The organism is Streptomyces sp. PR69 (assembly GCF_026420845.1).
Classification (GTDB): Bacteria; Actinomycetota; Actinomycetes; order Streptomycetales; family Streptomycetaceae; genus Streptomyces.
Genome location: NZ_JAOWCB010000036.1, coordinates 22,198 through 43,686, shown reverse-complemented (window position 1 = coordinate 43,686; position 21,489 = coordinate 22,198). Strand labels below are relative to the sequence as shown.

The window sequence follows — 21,489 nt, the reverse complement described above, 5'->3', positions numbered from 1 at the left end:
CCCCCCGGCCCGGCGCGCGCTGCGCCGGGCCGGGGGGACCGCCGGTCGACGGCCCCGGACCGTGCCGGGTTCACCGGATGCGCCTGGGCGGACCGCTGCCCTCGGCCCCGGCCGCCCCGGGGACGGGGCCGTCAACAGCCGCAGGCGGCGCCGGCAGGCGCGGTGAGCGGATCGGGTACGCGGCTGGCGGCGCCCTGGGCCGTCTCGTACGCGAAGCCTTCGCGCACCCAGTATTCGAAGCCGCCGAGCATCTCCTTGACCTGGTAGCCGAGTTCCGCGAGAGCGAGTGCGGCGCGCGTCGCGCCGTTGCAGCCGGGGCCCCAGCAGTACGTGACCACCGGCACGGCCCTGTCGAGCAGCTGCCCGGCCCGCTGGGCGATCCGGCCGCCAGGCAGATGCACGGCGCCGGGGACATGCCCCTGGTCCCAGGCTTCGGCCGAGCGGGAGTCGAGGAGGACAAAGCCCGGACCGTCGTCCGCGGCGAGCGCGGCGGCGACGTCGGAGCAGTCGGTGTGGAAGGCCAGGGCGGCGCTGAAGTAGGCCGCGGCAGCCGCCGGGGACGCCGGCGGGGACATCGGCGGGGTCCGCAGGACGGGGTGGCCGGCCGGGGCCGTGGTGCGATGCGCTGTCGTCATGCCTGGAAAACTATGGCCTCTCTTCCGCCCGCTGAAGGCACGTTCCACGGCACCGGCCTTGATCGGCGGTGGAATCCCCTGCTATTCAGGGTCGATGACCGCGTTTTCACCGGATGCCACCGACTGGCGCATTCTGGATGTCCTGCAGCAGGACGGCAGGGTCAGCTTCGCCGAGCTGGCCAGGGCCGTGTCGATGTCGCCGAGCGCCGTGACCGAGCGGGTCCGCAGGCTGGAGGAGGCCGGGGTGATCTCCGGCTATGCGGCGGTGGTGGACCGGGAGAAACTGGGGCTGCCGATCCTGGCGTATGTGCGGCTGCGCTATCCGAACGGGAACTACAAGCCGTTCCACGATCTGCTCGCGGCGACCGCTGAGATCCTGGAGGCGCACCATGTCACCGGCGACGACTGCTTTGTGCTGAAGGTGGCGGCGCGCTCGATGAGCCATCTGGAGGAGATCTCGGGACGGATCGGGGCGCTCGGCTCCGTCACCACGAGCGTGGTCTACTCCTCGCCGCTCCCCCACCGTGCCGTCAGCCGCTGAGCGCGTCCGCGGCGGTGCGCAGGCGGGCCGTGGAGCCGGCGCGGCCCTTGACCACCTCCAGTTGGGCGGGGATGCGGCGGCGCAGGTCGGGGACGTGGCTGACGATGCCGACGCTGCGGTCGCGTTCGCGCAGGGAGTCGAGGACGTCGAGGACCTCGTCCAGGGTCTGGTCGTCGAGGCTGCCGAAGCCCTCGTCGATGAAGAGGGTGTCGAGCCGCACTCCGCCCGCCTCTTCGGTGACGACGTCGGCGAGGCCGAGCGCCAGTGCGAGCGAGGCGAAGAAGGTCTCGCCTCCGGAGAGCGTCGCCGTGTCCCGTTCGCGGCCGGTCCAGGCGTCGACCACATGCAGCCCGAGGCCGGAGCGCTTGCCTCCGGTGCGGGCGTCGGAGTGGACGAGGGTGTAGCGGCCCGCCGACATCCGCTGCAGCCGTACGGTCGCGGCGGCGGCGACCTGTTCGAGCCGGGCGGCCAGTACGTAGGACTCCAGGCGCATCTTGCGTTCGTTCTCGGCGGAGGTGCCGGCGGCCAGCCCGGCGAGACGCGCGATGCGGTCGTACTCCTCGCGCAGCGGGCCGAGGCCGCGGGCCTCGGCGGCGGCCTGGCGGGAGAGGCGGGCCAGTTCGGCGCAGCGCTCGCGGGCGGCGGCCAGCCTGGAAGCGGCGTCGCGCAGCCGCCGCTCGGCGGCCTCATGGGCGGCGCGGGCCATGCCGGGGTCGGCGGGCGGCTGTTCGGCGGCGGCCCGGGTCTCCGGCTCGGCAAGCCGGTCGGCCACGGCCGCCTCCTCGGTGTGCCAGGCGTCGACGCGGTGCTGGAGCTCGCGCTGTTCCGTGTCGTCCAGCAGGGCGGCGGCAGCGGCGCGCGGTGTGTCGAATCCGGCCTGGAACGCCGCGTCCGCGAGGCGGTCGTCGGCCTCCTTCAGCCGCCGGGCGCTGTCCTCCACGGCGCGTACGGCCTCGGCGGCGGAGGAGAGCGTCAGGATGCCCCGCTCCAGCAGGGCGGCCCGCTCGGCGACACTGCCCGCGCCGCCCCGGGCCCGGGCCAGCTCGTCCCGCAGCCCGGCCTGTTCGCGTTCGAGCGCCTCGCGCCGCGACATCCGGGCGGCGGCCCGCCGCTCGGCCTGCTGCCGGGCGTCCAGCCGCTCCCGGTGCTCCCGCTCGGCACGCTCCAGAGCTTCCTGCGCTGCGTGCAGGCCGGAGGCGACGCGGTGTGCCTCTTCGTGCTCGCGCTCCAGATCCGCGACACGCCGCTCCAGTTCGGCCGCGGCCGGGTCCTCGGCGGTGAGGCGGAACGCCCGCCTGTCGGCGACGACGGCGGCGTCCCCCACACCCGGGCGGCCAGGCACGACGCCCGCCGGTTCCGCCGCCGAAGCGGCGTCCTGAGGCGAGGAGCCGCCCGCGCCGCCGGGGCGCGGCGCGTCAGCCCTCGCATCGGCCGCCGTACAAGCCGCGGCGGGGTCCACCGCGGCCGGGTGGCGCTGCGCCTTGGTCCCCTCCCCCGCCGCGCCCGCGGTGGCGTCGGAGTCGGTCGCGACCGGATTTGCCCGCACGGCGGCCGAATCCGCCGCCGACGCGGTGTCCGGGCAGGAAGAGCCGCTCGGGCCCCCGGGCCCCCGGGCAGGGGCGGCAGGCGTGCACGCCACGGCGGAGTCGACCGCCGCCGGGGGCGCCCCGGCGGAGTCCGGACGCGAGCGGCCCGCAGCGTAGGGCTGCGGGGCGCGGGCGGTCGCCCCGGCCCCGGCGGTGTCCGGTGCGACCGGCGGCTTCGGTGCGGAGGGGCTCCTGGCGGGCCGGCCGGCCGATTCGGCGGAATGGCGCGGCAGCGGCACCATCCCAGCGGGGCCGCCGGGTCCCGGGGCGCGGGCCTGGGTGCGGGCCGCGGTGAACGACTCATGGAGGACGGCCAGTTCGCGTTCCGCGGACGTCCGGTCGGCGTCGGCTTCCGCATAGCGCGCGTAGGCCGCTTCTTCCGCGGCGCGGTCGACGTGGTCGGCCGTGGTGCGGGCCGGGGCCGGGTGGTCGGGGGAACCGCAGACGGCGCAGGGGTCGCCGGGGGTGAGCCCGCCGGCGAGTTCGGCGGCGATGCCGCGCAGTCGGCGCTCCTTGAGGTCGAGCCAGCGTTCCCGGGCGGCGGCCGTCTCGTCACGCCTCCGGCTCAGCAGCTCCACGGCCTCTTCGGCGCGCAGGGCGAGCCGGTCGCGCTCGCGGGCGGCGTCCCGGCGGCGGCGGGCGGGGTCGAGGCGGCCCGCGAGGTGTTCGGCGCGGGTGGCCGCCTCCTGCGCGTCGGCGATGCGCCGTCTGAGGCCGTCGTGGACCGTGTCCCAGCCGGCGAGCCAGCCGTCGGCTTCCTGGAGGAGTTCGTCGTCGGCGCGTGCCTGCCGGTCCAGCGCGGCCAGCTCCCGGGCCAGCTCGGCGTCGCGGGTCTCGGCGCGGCGGGCGGCGTCGAGCCCGCCGGCTTCCTGGCGGAGCTGTCGTTCGAGCGCGGAGAGGTGTTCCGCGCCCGCGTCGGCGTTCTCGGGCGGGAGCTGCGCGGCGGCCCGCCGGTGCGCCGCGCTCGCCTCGCGGTGCTCGCGCTCCGCGTCGTCGCGCAGCCGCAGCGCGGTGGCCACGCGGTCGGCGCGGCGGGCCCGGTCGAGCCGCTCCTGGAGCTGTTCCCGCTCGGCGCGGCGGGCGTGGAGCGCATCGGAGCGGCGACGGGCGTCGGCGTGCCGCTGTTGCAGCCGGGCGAGTTCCTGTGCGGCGTCCAGGGCGTGCAGGGCGGCTGTCCTGCGGCTCTCGGCGGCGTCGAGGGCGCTCTGCGCGATGTCGCGGCGTTCCCCGGCCCCGGCGCGGGCGACGGCGGCCCACTCCAGGACGGCCGCGGCGAGTCCGGGGTCGCCGGGCTGCTGCCGCGGGGCGGGCAGGCCGTCCGCGGCGGGGCCCGCGGCCTGCTGCATACGGTGGGCGAGTGCGAGGAGTTTCTCGTCACCGGCCCGCACCTGGTGTTCCGCCGCGCGGCGCCGCTCGGCGAGGCGGTCTTCGACGGCGGCGAAGCGGCGGGTGTCGAAGAGCCGGCCGAGGAGTCTGCCGCGGGCTTCGGCGTCGGCGCGCAGGAAGCGTGCGAAGTCCCCCTGCGGCAACAGCACGACCTGGCAGAACTGGTCCCGGCTCATGCCCAGGAGCTGGCCGATCTCTTCGCCGATCTCCTGGTGGGAGCGGCTGAGCGCCTTCCATGCGCCGCTCTCCGCGTCGTATTCGCGCAGCAGGCTCTGGGCGCGTTCCGTGGTGAAGCCGGTGCCGCGGGCCTTGGGGCGGGGCTGCGCGGGGCGCCGGGTGATCTCCAGTCTCCGCCCCGCGACGGTGAGTTCAAGGCTGACTTCGGTGAGGACGCCGGGAGGTGCGTGGTCGCTGCGCAGAGAGGCGCCGGGGCTCTGGCGGGCGCCGGGCACCGCGCCGTACAGGGCAAAGCAGACGGCGTCGAGGACGGATGTCTTGCCCGCCCCGGTGGGGCCGTGCAGCAGGAACAGTCCGGCGTCGGCGAGGTCGTCGAAGGCGATGTGCTGGCGGGCGGCGAAGGGGCCGAAGGCGGTGACGGTCAGGGTGTGCAGTCTCACCGGGCGGCCGCCTGAGTCATATCCGCCGTGACGCGCACATCCTCGAACGCCTCGCGCAGCACGGCGCGTTCCTGCTCGTCGGGGCCGCTGCCGCCGCGTACATGGGCCACGAAGTCCTCCGCGATCTGCTCATCGCTGCGCCCCCTGAGGCGCTGGGCGTAGGTGGCGTGGGGGTCCTCTTCACCGCGGTCGGGGTCGAAGAGGAGGCTGAGGGTGTGCGGGAAGCGTGCGGCGAGCCGTGCCATGGGCTCCGCCGGGCGCACCGGATCGGTGAGGGTGGCCTCGACGAACGACTGCTCGCAGGGGGTGTGGGCCGGATCGGCGAGGAGGTCGTCGAGTCTGCCGCGCAGCCGGGCGAGGGGACGCGGCACGGGGCAGTCGACCCGTTCAGCCGCGATCTCGCCGGCCGGGCCGAGGTCGATCAGCCACATGCTCTTGCGGTGACGGGCCTCGGAGAAGGAGTACGCGAGCGGCGAACCCGAGTAGCGGACGCGTTCGGAGAGGGTCTGGCAGCCGTGGAGATGGCCGAGGGCCGCGTAGTCGACGCCGTGGAAGACGGAGGCGGGCACGGCGGACACTCCGCCGACGGCGATGTCCCGTTCGCTGTCGCTGGGCTCGCCTCCGGCGACGAAGGCATGGGCGAGGACGACGGAGCGGGTGCCCTCGGGCCGCTGGGCGAGGTCGGCCCGCACCCGCTCCATGGCGGCGGTCAGGACCTGTTCGTGCGCGGCCTTCTCGGCCTGGAACTCGTCCTTGACCAGGGCGGGTTCCAGATAGGGCAGGCCGTAGCAGGCCACGTCGCCGTGGGCGTCGCGCAGCACGAGCGGGGTGTGGCAGTCGGCCGGGTCGGTGCGCAGATGGATCCCGGCGCGGTCGATGAGCCCGGCGGCGACGCCGAGGCGGCGGGCCGAGTCGTGGTTGCCGGAGATCAAGACCGTGGGCACGCCGGCGGCGGCCAGCCGGTGCAGCGCGCGGTCGAACAGCTCGACGGCGGCGAGAGGCGGCACGGCGCGGTCGTAGACGTCTCCTGCCACCAGCACCGCGTCCACGTCGCGGGCGTGCACGGTGTCGACCAGGTGGTCGAGGAAGGCGGCCTGGGCGTCGAGAAGGCTGACCCGGTGGAGCGAGCGCCCCAGGTGCCAGTCCGACGTATGCAGGAGTCTCATGATCCGTGAGCGTATCGGCAGGCACTGACAGCGCATGCGGCTTCGGGTGTTTCACCGCCCTCCGGCGTCGCCTGCTCAGGCGTCGCCATACGCCTCGCCGCCGAGTTCGAGGCTGGCCGCGCCGGCCGTCGCGTCGGCGAGCCAGGCGCGGAAGGCGTCGACGTCGGCGTCCGGCAGTCCGATCTCGATAGTGACGGACTCCGCATAACGGACATCGCGGACTGCCCGGCCGGTGGCGCGCAGATCGTTCTCCAGCTTTCCGGCGCGCTGGTGGTCGACGGTGACGGAAGCGAGCCGGTAGCGCTGCCGGGTGATGGTGCCGATCGCGTCGAGAGCTTCGCCGACGACTCCCCCGTAGGCCCGGATGAGCCCGCCGGCACCGAGCTTCACACCGCCGTAATAGCGAGTGACGACGGCCACGGCGTATCTGACGTCGCGGCGCATCAGCATCTGGAGCATGGGCACGCCCGCGGTGCCGCCCGGTTCGCCGTCGTCACTGGCCTTCTGCACGGCGGCGTCCGCGCCGATGACGTATGCGGAGCAGTTGTGGGTGGCGGTCGGGTGCTCCCTGCGGATACGCGCGATGAACTCCTGCGCCTCCTGCTCGGTCGCGGCGGGCGCGAGCGCGCAGATGAAACGCGATCGGTTGATTTCGCTCTCGTGCACGCCTGCGCGGGCGACCGTGCGGTACTGCTCCTGCATCAGGCCACCCTATGCGAGCCGCCGCGGGCTGCTGTGCGGGCTCCTGCGCGGGTGGCCTGGCCCCTGCCCCTGCCCCTGAGCGCGTCCGGGGGAATGCGGCGCGGGAGGTGCGGGTTGTGCCGGGTATGCACGCAGACGCAGAGACCATCCGCAGGATACTGACCGAGACGGGCGACACGTGGGCCGTGGTGGGCCTGTCGAACAACGAGGAACGGGCGGCGCACGGCGTGGCGGAAGTCCTCCAGCGCTACGGCAAGCGCATCGTCCCGGTGCATCCGAAGGCGGAGACGGTGCACGGCGAGCAGGGGTACGCGACGCTCGCCGACATACCCTTCGACGTCGACGTGGTCGGTGTGTTCGTCAACTCGCAGCTCGCGGGCAGGATCGCGGACGAGGCGGTGGCCAAGGGGGCGAAGGCGGTCTGGTTCCAGCTCGGCGTCGTCGACGAGGAGGCGTACGAGCGGACGCGTGCGGCAGGCCTCGACATGGTGATGAACCGCTGCCCCGCGATCGAGATCCCCCGCCTGGGCTGACGGCCTGGGCTGACCGGCTGGACTGAGCGGCTGGACTGAGCGGCTGGACCGACCGCGAGCCGCCGTCAGTCCTCTTCCAGCTCCGCCAGAGCGAGCAGCTGCTGCGGTGTGACGCCCTCCGGTATGGGCACGGGCGCGGGGGTGCGCAGCGGCGGCTGCCAGCCGGCCTCCGGATCCCAGCGGCGTACGACCCTGGCGGGGGCCCCGGCGACCACCGAGCAGTCGGGCACCTCGCCCCGGACGACAGCGCCCGCGGCGACCACCACATTGCGGCCCAGCCGGGCTCCCGGCAGCACGGCCGCGCCGGTGCCCAGCCAGCAGCCGGGGCCTATCTCCACGGGTTCGGTGCGCGGCCACTGCTTGCCGACCGGCTGCTGGGGGTCGTCGTAGCTGTGATTGGTGGACGTGATGTAGACATACGGGCCGCAGTACGTGTCCGAGCCGATGGTCACCCGCGTGTCGGCGATCACATGACTGCCGCGGCCGAGGACCACCCCGTCGCCGAGGGTGAGGATCGGGTCGGGCCCGAGATCGAGGCCGGGCATCATGCCGGCGGTGAGGGTGACCTGCTCGCCGATGATGCAGTGGTCGCCCAGCTCGATCCACGCCTCACCGAAGACGGTGCCCTGCGGGAACGCAAGCCGGGTCCCCGCTCCCAGCCGCCGGAACCGCAGCCGCCCCGGGCGCTCGGCGGTGACCGCCCCGGCGTCCTGCACCCAGGCCCAGCCCCGGTGGACCGCCCGGGTCAGGGCGCGGCGACGCCAGGTGGCGGCGCGGTGGAGCGCGGAGGAGGCCGCCGACGAGAACGTGTTTCTGTTCGTGGGCACGGGTTTACGGTAGTCCGCGGGGTGCCGGTGATCTTCGGTGCGGGCTGTGATGTTCCCCTCCCCGCCCCTTCCCGAAACTGGGGGCTCCGCCCCCAGACCCCCGCGCCTCAAACGCCGGCGGGGCTTGATTGTGCAGCCCCTCGCGCCTCAATCTCCCCCAGACGGAGTCTGGGGGAGATTGAGGCGCGAGGGTCCGGGGCGGAGCCCCCAGGGTTCGGGGAAAGGCTGCGACGGGCGCGGCTAGAGGCCGCCCGTGGTGCGGCTCCGGTTGGTCCGGGTGAGCTGGTGGCCCCGGGACTGGGACTCCAGCTTCTTGCGGGCCCGCGCCACGTGCTGTTCCACGGTGCGGGGCGACAGATGCAGCGTCGCGGCGATCTCACGGTTGGTCAGGCCCGCCGAGGCGAGGTCGACGACCTCCTGCTCGCGCGGGGAGAGCTGGTCGCCGTAGCCGGGCCGGCCACGGGGGCGGGGCTGTTCCGGCGCGGGCTGGTGGGTGCGGAGGGTGGCCCGTACGCGGGCCGCGTCCCAGGTGGCGCCCAGTTCGGTCAGCTTCGCCACGCAGGCGGTGAGTTCGCCGACGGCCGCCTCGGGGTTCTCACCGCACGCCAGCGCGGACCGTGCCGCGGCCTCCGCGGTGAGCACGGCCGGGTAGGGGCGTGGCATCCGCTCGTACTGCACGGCGGCCTGCCGGTAGTGCGCGGTCGCCTGCTCCGGTTCGCCGACCGCTTCGTGGAGCGCGCCGCGGCTCCAGCTGAGGGAGGCGGCGGCCGAGGGCACGACATGTCCCTTGAGGCCGGCTTCGAATTCGTCCAGCAGGTCCTGCGCCGCCCGGCGGCGTCCGGCGCGCGCGGCGGCCTCGACGGCCCAGGGGGCGAGTTCGGACGCCCAGGCCCATACTCCTTTGTCGCGCAGCCGGTCCCAGGCGGCGGCAGCCTCGGCTGCGGCGGTGTCCAGGTCGTCGCGGGCCAGCGCGGTGCGCACCAGTGCGCCGGAGGCGGTGGCCGCGTGGGGCAGCGGGGAGCCGGCGGGCAGCGGATGGCCGTCGCCGGACAGCCAGGCGGCCATCTGCTGCCACTCGCCCTGGGCCAGTGCGAGCAGGCCGAGGACGATCCGGGCGTCGGCCGCGGGGCCCGGCATCACTTTGCCCTCGGCGATGAAGGCGCGCGCCCGTGCGGACAGGCCGGTCCAGTCTCCGACTGTCCAGTCGAGCAGCAGCCGGGTGCCGCGCCCGTCCTGTTCGACATAGGTGGACCCGCTGGCCGCGGCGAGGTCGACTCCTTCGTCGAGCAGTTCGCCGACGCGCGGCAGATAGCCGAGCCACAGTGCCGCGTCGGCGGCGTTGACCAGTCCGCGCGCGATATGCGGGGCGCGCAGGGCGTCGTCCGCGCCGGCGCGCAGCGACTCGACGGCCTCCCAGGCCGCGGGGTCGCCGGTCTCCAGCAGCGCGGCGACGCAGTTGGCCGCCACCGCCGCCTGCACTTCGGCGTCCCCGCTGCCCGCCGCCGCCTTCTGCGCCTTTTCGAGCCACTCGAGGTTGCGTTCCAGGGGCACGGCGGACATCACGGGCATCGCCAGCGCGGACATGGCGCGAGCGGCCAGCGGGGGGCGCTCCGCCAGCTCGTCGACGGCCTGTTCGAGCTCCACCCAGCCTTCCAGGCCCATGCCGGCCTGGTTGTAGAGCAGCAGCCCGAGGTCGAGGCGGATCTGGCCGCGTACGACGGGCGGCAGGGACTGCTCGGAGAGGATCTGCCGCAGCACCGCCACGGTCTGTTCGGTGTGCAGTCCCAGGACGGCGCTGTGTGCGAGAAGGGGGGCGAGCCGGGCCCGTACGGGCACCGGCACCGCGGGGTGGGACAGCGCCTGTTCGAGCAGGCCGACGGCCTTCTGGTGGTCCCCTGCCGCAGCGCTCTGCCGGGCGGCCCGTTCGGCGGCCTGGAGCCAGCCGCGCAGGGGCCCGCCGCCGAGGCGCCGGTGCTCGGCGAGCCGGTCCCAGGGGACCGGCTGACGTCGGGCGAGGACACGGGCGGCTCTGCGGTGCAGGTCCTGGCGGGCCGGGCCGGGCAGTTCCCGGTAGACGGCCGTGGCCGCCAGCGGTGCGGGGAACCCGTAGCGGTCCAGGCCCTTCTCCTCGAGTACGCCGGCGGCGAGCGCCTCCTCAAGGGCGCGGCGGGCCGCGTCGGGGTCGAGGGCGGCGACGGCGCGGAGTTCGTCCGCGGCGGCGGGCCGGTCGAGCACGGCCGCGGCGTGGACGAGGGGACGGTGCTCGCCGGGCAGTGCCGCGAGGCGTCCGAGCACCAGCTGGGCCAGGCGCGCGGGGACCCCCGCCGCGTCCACGTCGCGGGCCGCGTACCGCTCCTTCGGGCCGCAGACGTCTTCGAGCTGGCGCACCAGGTCCACCACGACCTGGGGCACGCCGCCGCTGAGGTGGTGGACGCGGGCGGCCAGGGCGGGCGTGCAGGACTCCGCTCCGAGGCGCTCCTGAAGGATCCGGCGCACCTGGTCCGCGTCCAGCGGCTCCAGCCGGATGTGCAGCAGGGACAGGGCGGCGGGGTAGTTCACGGCCGCGCCCAGCGGCAGGGCCGGTTCGGGGAGTTCTTCCGGCCGGTAGGTGAGGACGGCGGCAAGGGCGTCCGGGGGCTGCTCCAGCAGCCGCCGCAGCAGGTCCAGTCCGTCCGGCCCCGCGAGGTGCACATCCTCGGCGACGAGCAGGGCCGGCCCGTCGGGGTGCAGCAGTTCGGCGAGGTCCGCGGCCAGGGCGGCGGCATCCGGGTAGCGGCTGCCGGACGGGGCCTCGGCGGCCGGGTCCGGCAGCTGGGGAGCGGCGGCCGGAGCGGGGGCATGGGTCGGGGCCCGGGCCTGCTGCCGGATCTGCCCGGCGGGTCGGTGCTCCAGCAGCATCCCGGCCGTGGTGAAAGCGAGGGTCAAGCGCCTCCGGTCCGCCGCCGCGGGGGATTCGAGCAGCCGGCCGGCCAGGCGGCTCTTGCCGAGCCCTGCCGCTCCCTCGACGAACAGCAGGGACGGCCGGCGGGCGGTGCGCATGAGGCTCTGCCGCAGCCACCGCTCCCAGGTCACGTCGCTGAAGGGCTCACCCAGTGTGCTCACCCGCTCACCCTCATAGACAATTCCGGGCATTTCATTTGTTTACGTATCCGTACTTCAGTCTCCCTGATTGCGCGCGGGGCGCACCGCGGGAAGCTTTGAGCTGCCGGACCAGGGCCGGACGACCCTGCGCGCGGAGATGACGGCGGGCTTCTCGGCCCCGGCCGTCACACACTCGCCCGGGCAGCCGCCCGGGCAGAAGGAGCCGACGTGATCGCATCAGAGGAGACCTCCCGCCTGCCTTCTTCCTCTCTCGCACCACCGGGCGGTTCCTCAGGCCTCGCTCAGTGCGCGATGCCGGCGACCCCCGAGTCCGCGCGGGTGCTGCGGCACTTCGCCGGGGCTGTGGCGCGGCGCTGGCGGCTGGCGGAGCATTTCCATGAAGCGCTCTCGGTGATCGTCAGCGAGCTGGTGGCCAATGTGGTGCTGCACAGCGGCAGCCCCTGGGTGGCGGTGGCCATCAAGGTGCGCGGCGACACGCTGACGGCGGAGGTGAGGGACGGCGGCCGGTGGAAGCACCGCACGTCCCGCCGCCGGGAACCCCTGGACGCTGACGCGGACTGCGGCCACGGGCTGCGGCTGGTGGACGCCTTCGCCAGCCGTACGACGACCCGCCGGCTGGAGGTGGGGAGCGTCGTGGTGGCCGAGATCCTGATGGCGGCCTGCTGCACGGGCCCATGCCGCTGCGGTCTGCCGCCGCAGCCGGGCCCGCCGCACTGAGAAGAAGCGGACCGCCCGCCGCCCGTACGCCGCTCAGGCGCGAGGCGCGAGTGGCGCGCCCACAGCGCGATCAGCGGGGTCAGCGGGGTCAGCGGGATCAGCGCGACTGCGGCTCGGCAGCGCGGTGCGCCTCGGCGAGGTCCGTGTACATCGCCGCGTTGAGCTTGATGCCCTCGCGCTCCTCATCGGTCAGCTCACGTCTGACCTTGGCGGGCACGCCCGCGACCAGGGAGCCGGGCGGCACCCGCATGCCCTGCGGCACCAGCGCCTGCGCGGCGATCAGCGAGCCCGCGCCGATATGCGCCCCGTTCAGGACGGTCGCGCCCATGCCGACCAGCACATCGTCCTCGACGGTGCAGCCGTGCAGTACGGCGTTGTGTCCGACCGAGACGCGCGCCCCTACGGTGACCGGGAAGCCGGGGTCGACATGGACGGTGCAGTTGTCCTGGATATTGGAGCCGGCTCCGAGGACGATCGGGCCGCAGTCAGCGCGCAGCACCGTGTGGTACCAGACGCTCGCGCCGGCCTCCATGGTCACCTCCCCCACGACCACGGACGTGGGCGCCGTGAAGGCGTCCGGGGAGATTCGCGGGGCCTTTCCGCCGACCGCCGCGATCAGTGCGCGTTCCGTCATCGCCGTCTCCTCCTCACAGGTCCTCCGCAGGTGCTCGCCCGGCTCAGTCGCCGGCGGCGACGAGTTCCCGCTCCGAGGCCGCCCGGTCGCCGTCCGCCGGCGATTCCTGGCGGGCGGCGGCCTTCTTGGCGCGGCTCTTGAGCACCAGCATGGAGGTGAGCCCGATGGCCACGGCGAGGACCAGCCCCAGCCAGGAGAATCGCTTGAGCCATGCCTCGGCGACGACCCCGACGGAGTAGACGACGGCGGTCGTGCCGCCGGCCCACAGGATGCCGCCGAGAACGTTGGCGATGAGGAACTTCCAGTACGGCATGCGCAGCACACCCGCGAGCGGTCCGGCGAAGATCCGCAGCAGTGCCACAAAGCGGCCGAAGAACACGGCCCACATGCCCCACTTCTCGAAGGAGCGCTCCGCCATGGCGATCTGCGCTTCGCCGAAGTGTTTGGGGAATCTGCCGCCGAGCCAGGCCAGCAGAGGACGGCCGCCCTTGCGGCCGATGGCATAGCCGATCGAGTCGCCGATGATCGCTCCAGCGATGGCGCAGGCCCCGAGGACGTAGGGATCGATCTCGCCGTGCTGGGAGGCGAGCAGCGCCGAGCTGACGAGGATGATCTCGCCCGGCAGCGGGATGCCGAGGCTCTCCAGCCCGATCACCACCCCCACCAGGAGGTAGATGCTGACCGCGGGGACGGTCTCGAGCCACTCCTGGACGTGCAAGCCGGTTCCTCCCGAAAGTGCTGTGCCGCTGCGCCCGTGCGCTGCCCGGCGTGCGCTCCGTGGCGGCGCACGCCGGGCAGCCTACCCCGCCGGACCAGCGGGAACGGCGAGGGGCCCGGCCTGAGGGAGTCCCGCCCGCCCGCGGCGGCTCGCCCGCGGCTCAGCTGTGGGGGCGCAGCGTCCAGACGACGGTCATCTCTCCGGTGACCGCGCCGTCCTCGCGGGTGATGGAGACGGCGACCGGGAATTCCGGGCGGCCGCCCGCGTCCAGCTCGGCGATGACCTCCTCGCGGGGGCGGCCGAGAGTGGCGGTGGCGGTCACCACGCCCTTCGCCAGCTTCTTGTACGCGATGTCCGCGCTCACCGCGAGCGGCACGGCACGGCTGAGCTGATCGCCGAAGGCGCCCATGACGATGGCGCCGCTCGCGGTCTCGGCGAGGGTGAACATCGCGCCGGCGTGCGGCCCGCCGACGTGGTTGTGGTAGGCGGGCTGGTCCGGCAGCCGGACGACGGCCCGCTCGGGGGTGCTCTCCAGGAACTCCAGGTTGAGGGTCCTGACCATGGGGACCGAGGCGGCGACCATCTCGCCGGCGGACATCTGATCTGCGCTCATGAGCCGTGATGTTACCCACGAGTAGGTCGCTTGGCCATCCCCGGACGGCGCGCGGCAGGCGAGCCCGGCGGGGGCGGACGTGGAGGCGGCGGCCGGCCCCCTCTATGGTTACTCGCCATGTGGCCAGGACAGCAGCCGCCCGGGGGCGAGCAGAATCCGCAGCAGCAGAACCCGAATCCGTACCAGCAGCCGGGGCATCAGCAGCCGAACCCCTACCAGCAGCCGGGCTACCAGCAGCCCAATCCGTATCAGCAGCCGACCGTGCCGCAGTACGCCGTGCCCGGCCAGCCGCCGGGAGCTCCGCAGCCGGCGAAGGACGAGAAGAAGAAGACGGTGATCACGGCGATCGTCGCCGCCGCAGCCGTCATCGCAACTGCCGTGATCACCGGCGTCGTTGTGTTCAAGGACGACGGCAAGGGCACATCGGACAAGGCCGGCGGCGCGGGGGCCGCCGCGTCTTCGTCCCCGTCCGCCTCCGCGTCGGCCGAGCCGGAGGCGCCCGCCGAGAGCGCCGGGTCTCCGGCGGAGAACCCCCGCGGCGGCGAGGACGCCAAGCCGACCGTCCCCGGCTGGAAGGTCGTCACCAACCCCAAGCACGGCACGCAGTTCGACGTCCCGGCCGACTGGGACGTCGCGGGCGCCGGTGTGATCACCGGCTACGAGGACGAGAAGAAGGGTGACGGCTCCCTGGCCGTCGGCATGTCCGCCCCGGCGCACCTCAAGAGCAAGTGGTGCGAGTTCGACAGCGACAAGGACGGGCGCAAGGAGGACTGGGGGCTCGCCACGGCCGGCTCCAAGGGCGGCAAGGGCGCGAAGAGCGCCGCCGAAGCCGCGTACAACGAGGCAGGCAACTGGGCCTGGGCCGCCTACGCGCAGACCGAGCCGAAGGGCACGGTGAAGGTCGCCGAAGCCAAGGACTACACCACCGCGTCCGGGCTGAAGGGCAGCGTCGCCACGGCCACCGCCAAGGGGGTGAAGAAGGAGAACAAGTGCGAGACGGACGGAAAGTCCATCGCGTTCTCCTTCAAGGACGCGGGCGGCGACTTCAAGACCTGGATCCTGTACGCCAACGCGGGCATCGAGGACGAACTCCCGGACGAGACGATCCAGAAGATCCTCAGCACCGTGCGGCTGGCCAGCTGACCTGCGCCGCTCGCACACCAGATGACGGGGCCTCAGCCGATGCTGAAGGCCCCGTCCGGCGGTTCCGGGGAGGGTACGGCCGCCGCGTCCGCCACCGGGACCGCGTCGCCGATGAAGCGGACGAGCGCCCGGCCGTGCTCGACGCGGGCCGGAAAGGCGTCGGCCGCGGTGCGGCGGGCCAGGGCCGCGGTGTCGACGGGCCGGTGCGCGGCGACGACCACCGCGTTGCCGAAGCGCCGGCCGCGCAGCACGGACGGCTCCGCGATCAGCACAAGCTCCTCGAAGACCCGGGCGAAGGCGGCGAGCTGCGAGCGCAGAAACGCGAACGGCGCGGAGTCAGCCAGATTCGCCAGATAGATCCCCGAGGGGCGCAGGACCCGCTCGGCGGCCCGCGCGTACTCGGCGGTGGTGAGATGGGCGGGGACGCGTGCCCCGCCGAAGACATCGGCGATCAGCACATCGGCGCTGTCGGCCGGGGCGGCCTCCAGCCAGGCGCGGGCGTCCGCGCCGTGCACGGAGATGCCGGAGCCCGGCGGCAGCGGAAGGCGCTCGGCGACCAGCGCGAGCAGCCCCCGGTCCGCCTCCACCACGTCCTGCCGGGAGCCGGGCCGGCGGGCCGCGACATAGCGGGGCAGCGTCAGCGCCCCGCCGCCCAGGTGCAGCACATCCAGCGGTGCGCCCTCCTCGGCGAAGACGTCGAGCACATGGGCGACCCGCCGGGTGTACTCGAACTCCAGATGGTCCGGGGCGTCGAGGTCGACGTACGACTGCGGTGAGCCGTCGACGGTGAGCAGCCAGCCGCGCGGCCGGTCCACATCGGGCATCAGCTTGGCGACGCCGCGGTCGACGTCGCGGATGACGGGTATCTGCGGCTCCACGGCCCCATTGTGCCCGTGCCGTGCCGCGCGTCCCGTAACCGGGGGCTTAAGGCCCCCAGACCCCCGGTACGGCCCTGGGCCGTGTCCTCAAGCGCACATCCAGCCCCGCCTGGGGGTACCGCCGTGGGAGTACCCCCGGACGGAGTCTGGGGGAGGCAGCTGGGGGAGCTTGCCGCGCGGGGGTCCGGGGCGGAGCCCCCGGAAGCTCAGAGCAGCGCGGTCACCGTGCCCGCCCCGACCGTCCGCCCGCCTTCGCGGATCGCGAAGCCGAGCCCCGGCTCCAGCGGAACCGCCCGCCCCAGTTCGACGGTCATGGAGACCGTGTCACCGGGAGCCGCCACGCCCGCTCCGCCGAGGTCGACCTCGCCCACGACGTCCGCGGTGCGGATGTAGAACTGCGGCCGGTAGCCGGTGGAGACGGGCGTCGTCCGGCCGCCCTCCCGTGCGGAGAGGACGTACACCTGCGCCCGGAAACGGCGGCTCGGCGTCACGCTGCCGGGCGCCGCGGCGACATGCCCGCGCCGGACGGCGTCGCGCGGCGCCCCGCGCAGCAGCAACGCCACATTGTCCCCGGCCTCGGCGGCCTCCATCGGCTTGCCGAAGGTCTCCAGACCGGTGACGACCGTGGTGATCCCGGCGCCGAGCACTTCGACGCGGTCGCCGGTCCGGACCGTGCCACGCTCCACGGCGCCGGTGACGACCGTGCCCCGGCCGCTGATGGTCAGCACATTCTCCACGGGCAGCAGGAACGGCGCGTCCGTGTACCGGACGGGCGTCGGCACATAGGTGTCGACGGCGTCCAGCAGCGCTTCGACCGCCGCGGTCCAGCGCGGGTCGCCTTCGAGGGCGCGCAGTCCCGAGACGCGTACGACGGGCGCGCTGTCCCCGCCGTACCCGTGCGCGGTGAGCAGCTCGCGGACCTCCAGCTCGACGAGGTCGGTCAGCTCGTCGTCGCCGGCGTCCGCCTTGTTGAGCGCCACGACGATGTGGTCGACGCCGACCTGGCGGGCGAGCAGGACGTGCTCGGCGGTCTGCGGCATCACCCCGTCGAGGGCGGAGACGACCAGGATGGCCCCGTCGAGCTGGGCCGCTCCGGTCACCATGTTCTTGATGTAGTCGGCATGCCCTGGCATGTCCACATGGGCGTAGTGCCGGGTGTCGGTCTCGTACTCGACGTGCGCGATGTTGATGGTGATACCGCGGCGCGCCTCCTCCGGCGCGCGGTCGATGCGGTCGAAGGGGGTGTACGCGCCGCCGGTCCCGCGGTCGCTGAGGACCTTGGTGATGGCTGCGGTGAGTGTGGTCTTGCCGTGGTCGACGTGGCCCATGGTGCCGATGTTGAGGTGCGGCTTGGTCCGCACGTATGCCGTCTTGGGCATGGCTGGAAGCAGTTCCTTCCCGGAACTCGACAAGTGAACTCCGCGCGGAGAGCGCTCTGAGCGGAGGGGGACCCCTGGGCCTTGCCGACCCTTCCCCTGCGGGGTCCTCCGGACGGTCCGGGAAGGGTCAGCTTCGCGCGCCGTCGAGGGGCGCCGGGGCGGTGACGACGGCAGCCTTCGGCGCGTCCGCGACTGCGGACGGCGCTGCGGTGAAGGCGTGCCGGAACATGGTCACGATGGTGGCGTACGGCGTCCGCGGCGTCGAGTGGTTTTCCGCTCGGCGCGGGGCGGTTGAGCGGGGCGGGGTGCTACGCCGGCGAGGGAGCTGTCCGGGATGGCGGGCACCCGGGACGCGGCGTCGTCCGGGCGGTCACAGCGGTCATACGCCTACATTACGGCGATCACATCAGGCCATCGGTTAGTCTCCCCGGATGCCGCTCCTCGTCCCCGGTACGCTCCCCGACCCCTCCCCGGACCCGTGTCCCGCCGCCGTGTCCGAGGCGCCGTCCGGGCCGGTCCGGCCGGCCGGGACCGTGCTGTCCTCCCCCTGGTTGCGGCTGGCGACGCTGGTCGCGGTGCTGGCCTGCGCGGGCGTCGCCGTGCTGCTGTACGAGCCACAGCGGCTGCTCGCCTCGGGGTGGCCGCCGGAGCTGAGCGGCGCGGGTGCGGCGGCGGTGTTCGCCGTGGCGTACGGGCTGTGCACCGCCGCGTTCGTGCCGCGCCCGCTGCTGAATCTCGCGGCGGGCGCGCTGTTCGGCGCGCAGCTCGGGCTGGCCGCGGCGCTCGGAGGGACGGTGCTGGGCGCCGGGATCGCCTTCACCCTGGGCCGGGTGCTCGGCCAGGACGCGCTGCGGCCGTTCGTACGAGGCCGCTGGCTGACGGCCGCCGACGGGCAGTTGAGCCACCATGGGTTCCGCTCGATGCTGGCGATCCGGCTATTCCCGGGGGTGCCGTTCGCCGCGGCCAACTACTGCGCGGCCGTCTCCCGCATGGGGTATGCGCCTTTTCTGCTGGCGACCGGCCTCGGTTCCATCCCCAACACGGCCGCGTACGCGGTCGCGGGCAGCCGGGCGACCACTCCGACGTCGCCGGCGTTTCTGTGCGCGATGGGGTTCATCGTGCTGACGGGGCTCGCGGCGGCCGTGGTCGCCTGGCGCAAACGCCACCGACTGCACAGCCGTTGAGCGGCGGGCCCGAGCCGGGGCCCGAGAGGCGGGCGAGCCGAACGCCGGGCGGCCTTCGAAAGGCGGCGGAGCGGCGGCCGTGCGGGCCCGTTTGCGGGGGCTGGCGCGGGGCGGTCACCCAAGGACGCTACGCTGCCTCCCGATCGGCGCATGATCGGGAGATCGGGAGCACGCGTCGGCCGGTCATACGTGATCATCTCTTGGGTGGCTTAGTTTTCCATGTCTTGGTTCGAATCATTCATCCTCGGGCTCGTCCAGGGGCTGACCGAGTTTCTGCCGATCTCCTCCAGCGCGCATCTGCGGCTCACCGCGGCCTTCGCCGGCTGGGAGGACCCGGGGGCGGCCTTCACGGCGATCACCCAGATCGGCACGGAGACGGCCGTGCTGATCTACTTCCGCAAGGACATCCTCAGGATCCTGTCGGCGTGGACGCGCTCGCTGACGGACAAGGAGATGCGCAGCGACCACGACGCCAAGATGGGCTGGCTGGTGATCGTCGGCTCCATTCCGATCGGTGTGCTGGGCCTCACCCTCAAGGACGCGATCGAGGGCCCCTTCCGCGATCTGCGGCTCATCGCCACCACCCTGATCGTGCTGGGTCTGGTGCTTGGCATCGCCGACCGGCTGGCCGCGCGCGACGAGACCGGCGGCCGGCACCGCGCCGTCCGGGAGCGCAAAACGCTCCAGCAGCTGGGCATCCGGGACGGCCTGATCTTCGGCATGTGCCAGGCCATGGCGCTGGTCCCGGGCGTCTCCCGCTCCGGGGCCACGATCAGCGGCGGCCTGCTGATGGGCTACACCCGCGAGGCGGCGGCCCGCTACTCGTTCCTGCTGGCCATCCCGGCCGTGCTGGCCTCGGGGGCGTACGAGCTGAAGGATGTGGGAGAGGGGCATGTGTCGTGGGGGCCGACGATCTTCGCGACGGTCATCGCCTTCGCGGTCGGCTACGCGGTCATCGCCTGGTTCATGAAGTTCATCACTACGAAGAGCTTCATGCCGTTTGTGATCTACCGAGTCATCTTGGGACTTGTGCTGTTCATCCTGGTCGGAACTGATGTGCTCAGCCCGCACGCCGGAGAATCCGGCGGCTGAATCAGGGCCGCACAGGTAGCGCTATCTAGCATTTCCTAGCGCCTGACTGCATCACCACGCCATGATCATCTCCCACTCGTCTCCCACCCAGGAGACTGGGAGACGATCAGCCAGAAGTGCGCACCTGCAAAGTCGGGAGCAGAAAGGAGGGCCCGCACAGCAGCAGCTGTGCGGGCCCTTCTGCGTGGCGGCCGGCCCGGGTCAGTCGAGGCTGAGGCGCGCCAGCAGGCCCTGGACACGGCCGGCGAGCGCCTTCTCCGGGTCCGGGCTGATGGTGGCAAGTGCCACTGCGGCCGTCACGATGACGTCGCTCAGCTCCTTCTCGACGAGCCGCCAGCGCGGGCGGTAGGAAGTCGAGGGTGCAGCGGTCGGGGTTGCCGTAGCCGGCCAGACCCATGAGCTTGCCGGAGCTGGCCGGCAACCAAGGCGCGGATCTGGGCCTTGGTTGCCGTCCCGCGCAGCGGTAATCGCGGAGCCAACTCAGCCCTCTACCGCATTGCCCTCGTCCGCATGTCCAGAGACGCCCGCGCCAACGAGTTTGCCGCGGCGGCGGACCGTTCCGGCTTTCCTGCCGGTGGATATCGGCCGGTGATCGGCCGCGTCCAGCTGCTCGGCGAGCGGGAAGCTGCCGCCATAATGGGAGGCATGCCCTCCAGCCCGCACCACCCCGCACCCGCGTCGAAGAACCTCTCGGGCACGGACGCCGAGGACCTCGCGCTGTACCGGGAGAAGTTCCGGTGCCGTCTGCCGGAGTCGCTGGACGAGTTGCACGGCCCGACCCAGGGGGTCGTCGAGCTGCCGCTGCACATGGCCTGGTCCGGGATGACCTCGTACGACCTGGGCAAGCCGCGCCAGCGCATGGGCCTGTACCGCACTGTCCTGCATGAGGGCCTGCACGACGACCTGCCCCGCTACCTCAACCAGGACCTGCTCCTCCAGCTGTGGCCGGTGCTGCGCACTCTCGTCGGCCGCACCGTGCGCACCGTGTGGGAGGACGCCTTTCCTCAGCTCGCCTCCCGCACCCAGGCAGCCGCGTGACGGACATGCCGGAGCTGCACGCGCGGCTCCTGGCGGATGTGATCGCGCTCGGCTCCCCGTATCCCCTGGTCCTCACTGGCGGGTATGCCGTGCGGGCGCACCGCCTCGTGAACCGCCCCAGCCAGGACCTCGATGTCGCCACCGAGAACCCGGCGCCCATGGCCGACATCGCGGCCACGCTCCGCGCCGGCCTGGAAGCCCGCGGCTGGAAGGTGCACGCGTTGGAGACGGCCCCGCTGTCCGCCCGCTTCACCGTGGCCGACCCGGCCACCGGGCAGGACTGCGAGGTCGACATCCTCAAGGAGATCTTCTGGCGGCCGGTCGCCCAGAGCCCGTACGGGCCCGTCCTCGCGGAGGAGGACGTGATCGGGACCAAGGTCCGCGCCCTCGCCGACCGCGGAGCACCCCGTGACCTGATCGACGTGTTCGCAGCCTCGCGCCGCTGGAGCTCTGCCGATCTCGAAGAATTCGGCCGCCGCCACGCCCGCGGCCGCTTCGAGCGCGAAGACCTGCAGGCAAACCTCGCCGGATCCGAGTGGACCGACGACGAAGCCTTCGCCGCCTACGGCCTGGACCAGGCCACCATCACCGCTCTTCGCGCCTGGGCCGTGGAGTGGGCCGACGACCTCGCGGCCCGACTCCTCGAAGAGTCGGATAATCCGGACATCGACTGATCACATCTGGCCGACCACCGGGAACGGGAGCCCAGGGAAGCCGAGCGAGGGGCAAGTACGGTGCCGTGGAAATATCCCCACGGCACTAGGCAAACTGGCCCCTCACGGGCGATACGGCCAACATCCGACTCCTCCGGGCAGCCAGGCCACGCCACGAAGGTAGAGCTCGGCAAGCACTTCGGGCGTCCACGCTCTGAGGAACTGACTTCCCTCGAGCCCGCAGTCTGACGACGTGCTATCAGCGCGGACGACCGCCGCTGAGGTGGCGAAAAGAAGAGCTCCTCGCTCGCCAACACTGCTCCAGCAGCCCGACCAGCCAGCCCA

The 21,489-nt window shown here is 73.3% G+C and carries 19 protein-coding genes; 8 read left to right on the top strand and 11 right to left on the bottom strand.

Annotated features, from left to right (window positions below):
* Positions 1–131 precede the first annotated feature (131 nt).
* Entirely contained in the window at positions 132–635 is a 504-nt protein-coding gene (locus OF819_RS25205) for a rhodanese-like domain-containing protein (protein ID WP_267245924.1), read from the bottom strand.
* A gap of 94 nt (positions 636–729) precedes the next feature.
* Between OF819_RS25205 and OF819_RS25200 the strand changes: the two genes are divergently transcribed.
* Positions 730–1,176 (top strand): Lrp/AsnC family transcriptional regulator, encoded by a 447-nt coding sequence (locus tag OF819_RS25200; protein WP_267245923.1) that lies wholly within the window; start codon positions 730–732, stop codon positions 1,174–1,176.
* Here OF819_RS25200 and OF819_RS25195 read toward each other — a convergent pair.
* The 3 genes from OF819_RS25195 to OF819_RS25185 form a co-directional block, all read right to left on the bottom strand.
* Entirely contained in the window at positions 1,166–4,765 is a 3,600-nt protein-coding gene (locus tag OF819_RS25195) for an AAA family ATPase (protein ID WP_267245922.1), read from the bottom strand. The genes OF819_RS25200 and OF819_RS25195 overlap by 11 nt on opposite strands.
* Entirely contained in the window at positions 4,762–5,931 is a 1,170-nt protein-coding gene (locus OF819_RS25190) for an exonuclease SbcCD subunit D (RefSeq protein ID WP_267245921.1), read from the bottom strand. The genes OF819_RS25195 and OF819_RS25190 overlap by 4 nt, the downstream gene beginning before the upstream one ends.
* A 75-nt stretch (positions 5,932–6,006) precedes the next feature.
* Entirely contained in the window at positions 6,007–6,633 is a 627-nt protein-coding gene (locus OF819_RS25185) for a YigZ family protein (RefSeq protein ID WP_267245920.1), read from the bottom strand.
* Between the two features lie 125 nt (positions 6,634–6,758).
* On the opposite strand from OF819_RS25185, the gene OF819_RS25180 reads away from it, so the two are divergent.
* Positions 6,759–7,166, top strand: coding sequence for a CoA-binding protein (locus OF819_RS25180; protein ID WP_267245919.1), 408 nt, complete (start codon positions 6,759–6,761; stop codon positions 7,164–7,166).
* A 65-nt stretch (positions 7,167–7,231) separates the two neighbouring features.
* Here the strand turns inward: OF819_RS25180 and OF819_RS25175 are convergent, their stop codons facing one another.
* Together OF819_RS25175 and OF819_RS25170 are read right to left on the bottom strand one after the other, a co-directional pair.
* A complete protein-coding gene (locus tag OF819_RS25175; protein WP_267245918.1) occupies positions 7,232–7,993 on the bottom strand; it encodes an acyltransferase in 762 nt (253 codons plus the stop codon).
* 240 nt (positions 7,994–8,233) lie between these two features.
* Complete coding sequence (locus tag OF819_RS25170) at positions 8,234–11,125, bottom strand: LuxR C-terminal-related transcriptional regulator (protein ID WP_267245917.1); 2,892 nt, start codon at positions 11,123–11,125, stop codon at positions 8,234–8,236.
* 261 nt (positions 11,126–11,386) lie between these two features.
* Between OF819_RS25170 and OF819_RS25165 the strand changes: the two genes are divergently transcribed.
* Positions 11,387–11,812: an ATP-binding protein gene (locus OF819_RS25165; protein WP_267245916.1), complete on the top strand. Its 426-nt coding sequence runs from the start codon at positions 11,387–11,389 to the stop codon at positions 11,810–11,812.
* A gap of 97 nt (positions 11,813–11,909) precedes the next feature.
* On the opposite strand, the gene OF819_RS25160 is transcribed toward OF819_RS25165, so the two are convergent.
* From OF819_RS25160 to OF819_RS25150, 3 genes are all read right to left on the bottom strand, one after another.
* Entirely contained in the window at positions 11,910–12,446 is a 537-nt protein-coding gene (locus OF819_RS25160) for a gamma carbonic anhydrase family protein (protein ID WP_267245915.1), read from the bottom strand.
* A gap of 43 nt (positions 12,447–12,489) precedes the next feature.
* Positions 12,490–13,164, bottom strand: a complete 675-nt coding sequence (locus OF819_RS25155) for a DedA family protein (protein ID WP_267245914.1) — start codon at positions 13,162–13,164, stop codon at positions 12,490–12,492.
* A 160-nt stretch (positions 13,165–13,324) separates the two neighbouring features.
* Positions 13,325–13,777 carry a DUF4442 domain-containing protein gene (locus tag OF819_RS25150; protein WP_267245913.1) on the bottom strand — a complete coding sequence of 151 codons (453 nt, stop codon included), beginning with the start codon at positions 13,775–13,777 and terminating at the stop codon, positions 13,325–13,327.
* 117 nt (positions 13,778–13,894) lie between these two features.
* Between OF819_RS25150 and OF819_RS25145 the strand changes: the two genes are divergently transcribed.
* Complete coding sequence (locus OF819_RS25145; RefSeq protein WP_267245912.1) at positions 13,895–14,920, top strand: hypothetical protein; 1,026 nt, start codon at positions 13,895–13,897, stop codon at positions 14,918–14,920.
* 32 nt (positions 14,921–14,952) lie between these two features.
* Here the strand turns inward: OF819_RS25145 and OF819_RS25140 are convergent, their stop codons facing one another.
* Together OF819_RS25140 and tuf are read right to left on the bottom strand one after the other, a co-directional pair.
* Complete coding sequence (locus tag OF819_RS25140; protein ID WP_267245911.1) at positions 14,953–15,798, bottom strand: spermidine synthase; 846 nt, start codon at positions 15,796–15,798, stop codon at positions 14,953–14,955.
* A 206-nt stretch (positions 15,799–16,004) separates the two neighbouring features.
* Positions 16,005–17,177 carry an elongation factor Tu gene (tuf, locus tag OF819_RS25135; protein WP_267245910.1) on the bottom strand — a complete coding sequence of 391 codons (1,173 nt, stop codon included), beginning with the start codon at positions 17,175–17,177 and terminating at the stop codon, positions 16,005–16,007.
* A 431-nt stretch (positions 17,178–17,608) separates the two neighbouring features.
* Between tuf and OF819_RS25130 the strand changes: the two genes are divergently transcribed.
* The 4 genes from OF819_RS25130 (at position 17,609) to OF819_RS25115 (ending at position 21,165) form a co-directional block, all read left to right on the top strand.
* Positions 17,609–18,361, top strand: a complete 753-nt coding sequence (locus OF819_RS25130; protein WP_267245909.1) for a TVP38/TMEM64 family protein — start codon at positions 17,609–17,611, stop codon at positions 18,359–18,361.
* A 219-nt stretch (positions 18,362–18,580) separates the two neighbouring features.
* Positions 18,581–19,453: an undecaprenyl-diphosphate phosphatase gene (locus OF819_RS25125; RefSeq protein ID WP_267245908.1), complete on the top strand. Its 873-nt coding sequence runs from the start codon at positions 18,581–18,583 to the stop codon at positions 19,451–19,453.
* A 645-nt stretch (positions 19,454–20,098) separates the two neighbouring features.
* Positions 20,099–20,491 carry a hypothetical protein gene (locus OF819_RS25120; RefSeq protein WP_267245932.1) on the top strand — a complete coding sequence of 131 codons (393 nt, stop codon included), beginning with the start codon at positions 20,099–20,101 and terminating at the stop codon, positions 20,489–20,491.
* Positions 20,492–20,496: 5 nt separating this feature from the next.
* The gene (locus tag OF819_RS25115; protein ID WP_267245931.1) at positions 20,497–21,165 is read left to right on the top strand and encodes a nucleotidyl transferase AbiEii/AbiGii toxin family protein; all 669 of its coding nucleotides are present in this window, start codon (positions 20,497–20,499) and stop codon (positions 21,163–21,165) included.
* Positions 21,166–21,489: the final 324 nt, after the last annotated feature.

Excerpts from the sequence above, each read along its gene's own strand:
- OF819_RS25205 (WP_267245924.1), bottom strand. The coding sequence starts at position 635 with ATGACGACAGCGCATCGCACCACGGCCCCGGCCGGCCACCCCGTCCTG.
- OF819_RS25200 (WP_267245923.1), top strand. The coding sequence starts at position 730 with ATGACCGCGTTTTCACCGGATGCCACCGACTGGCGCATTCTGGATGTC.
- OF819_RS25190 (WP_267245921.1), bottom strand. The coding sequence starts at position 5,931 with ATGAGACTCCTGCATACGTCGGACTGGCACCTGGGGCGCTCGCTCCAC.
- OF819_RS25185 (WP_267245920.1), bottom strand. The coding sequence starts at position 6,633 with ATGCAGGAGCAGTACCGCACGGTCGCCCGCGCAGGCGTGCACGAGAGC.
- OF819_RS25180 (WP_267245919.1), top strand. The coding sequence starts at position 6,759 with ATGCACGCAGACGCAGAGACCATCCGCAGGATACTGACCGAGACGGGC.
- OF819_RS25170 (WP_267245917.1), bottom strand. The coding sequence starts at position 11,125 with ATGCCCGGAATTGTCTATGAGGGTGAGCGGGTGAGCACACTGGGTGAG.
- OF819_RS25165 (WP_267245916.1), top strand. The coding sequence starts at position 11,387 with ATGCCGGCGACCCCCGAGTCCGCGCGGGTGCTGCGGCACTTCGCCGGG.
- OF819_RS25160 (WP_267245915.1), bottom strand. The coding sequence starts at position 12,446 with ATGACGGAACGCGCACTGATCGCGGCGGTCGGCGGAAAGGCCCCGCGA.
- OF819_RS25150 (WP_267245913.1), bottom strand. The coding sequence starts at position 13,777 with ATGAGCGCAGATCAGATGTCCGCCGGCGAGATGGTCGCCGCCTCGGTC.
- OF819_RS25145 (WP_267245912.1), top strand. The coding sequence starts at position 13,895 with ATGTGGCCAGGACAGCAGCCGCCCGGGGGCGAGCAGAATCCGCAGCAG.
- tuf (WP_267245910.1), bottom strand. The coding sequence starts at position 17,177 with ATGCCCAAGACGGCATACGTGCGGACCAAGCCGCACCTCAACATCGGC.
- OF819_RS25130 (WP_267245909.1), top strand. The coding sequence starts at position 17,609 with ATGCCGCTCCTCGTCCCCGGTACGCTCCCCGACCCCTCCCCGGACCCG.
- OF819_RS25125 (WP_267245908.1), top strand. The coding sequence starts at position 18,581 with ATGTCTTGGTTCGAATCATTCATCCTCGGGCTCGTCCAGGGGCTGACC.
- OF819_RS25120 (WP_267245932.1), top strand. The coding sequence starts at position 20,099 with ATGCCCTCCAGCCCGCACCACCCCGCACCCGCGTCGAAGAACCTCTCG.
- OF819_RS25115 (WP_267245931.1), top strand. The coding sequence starts at position 20,497 with ATGCCGGAGCTGCACGCGCGGCTCCTGGCGGATGTGATCGCGCTCGGC.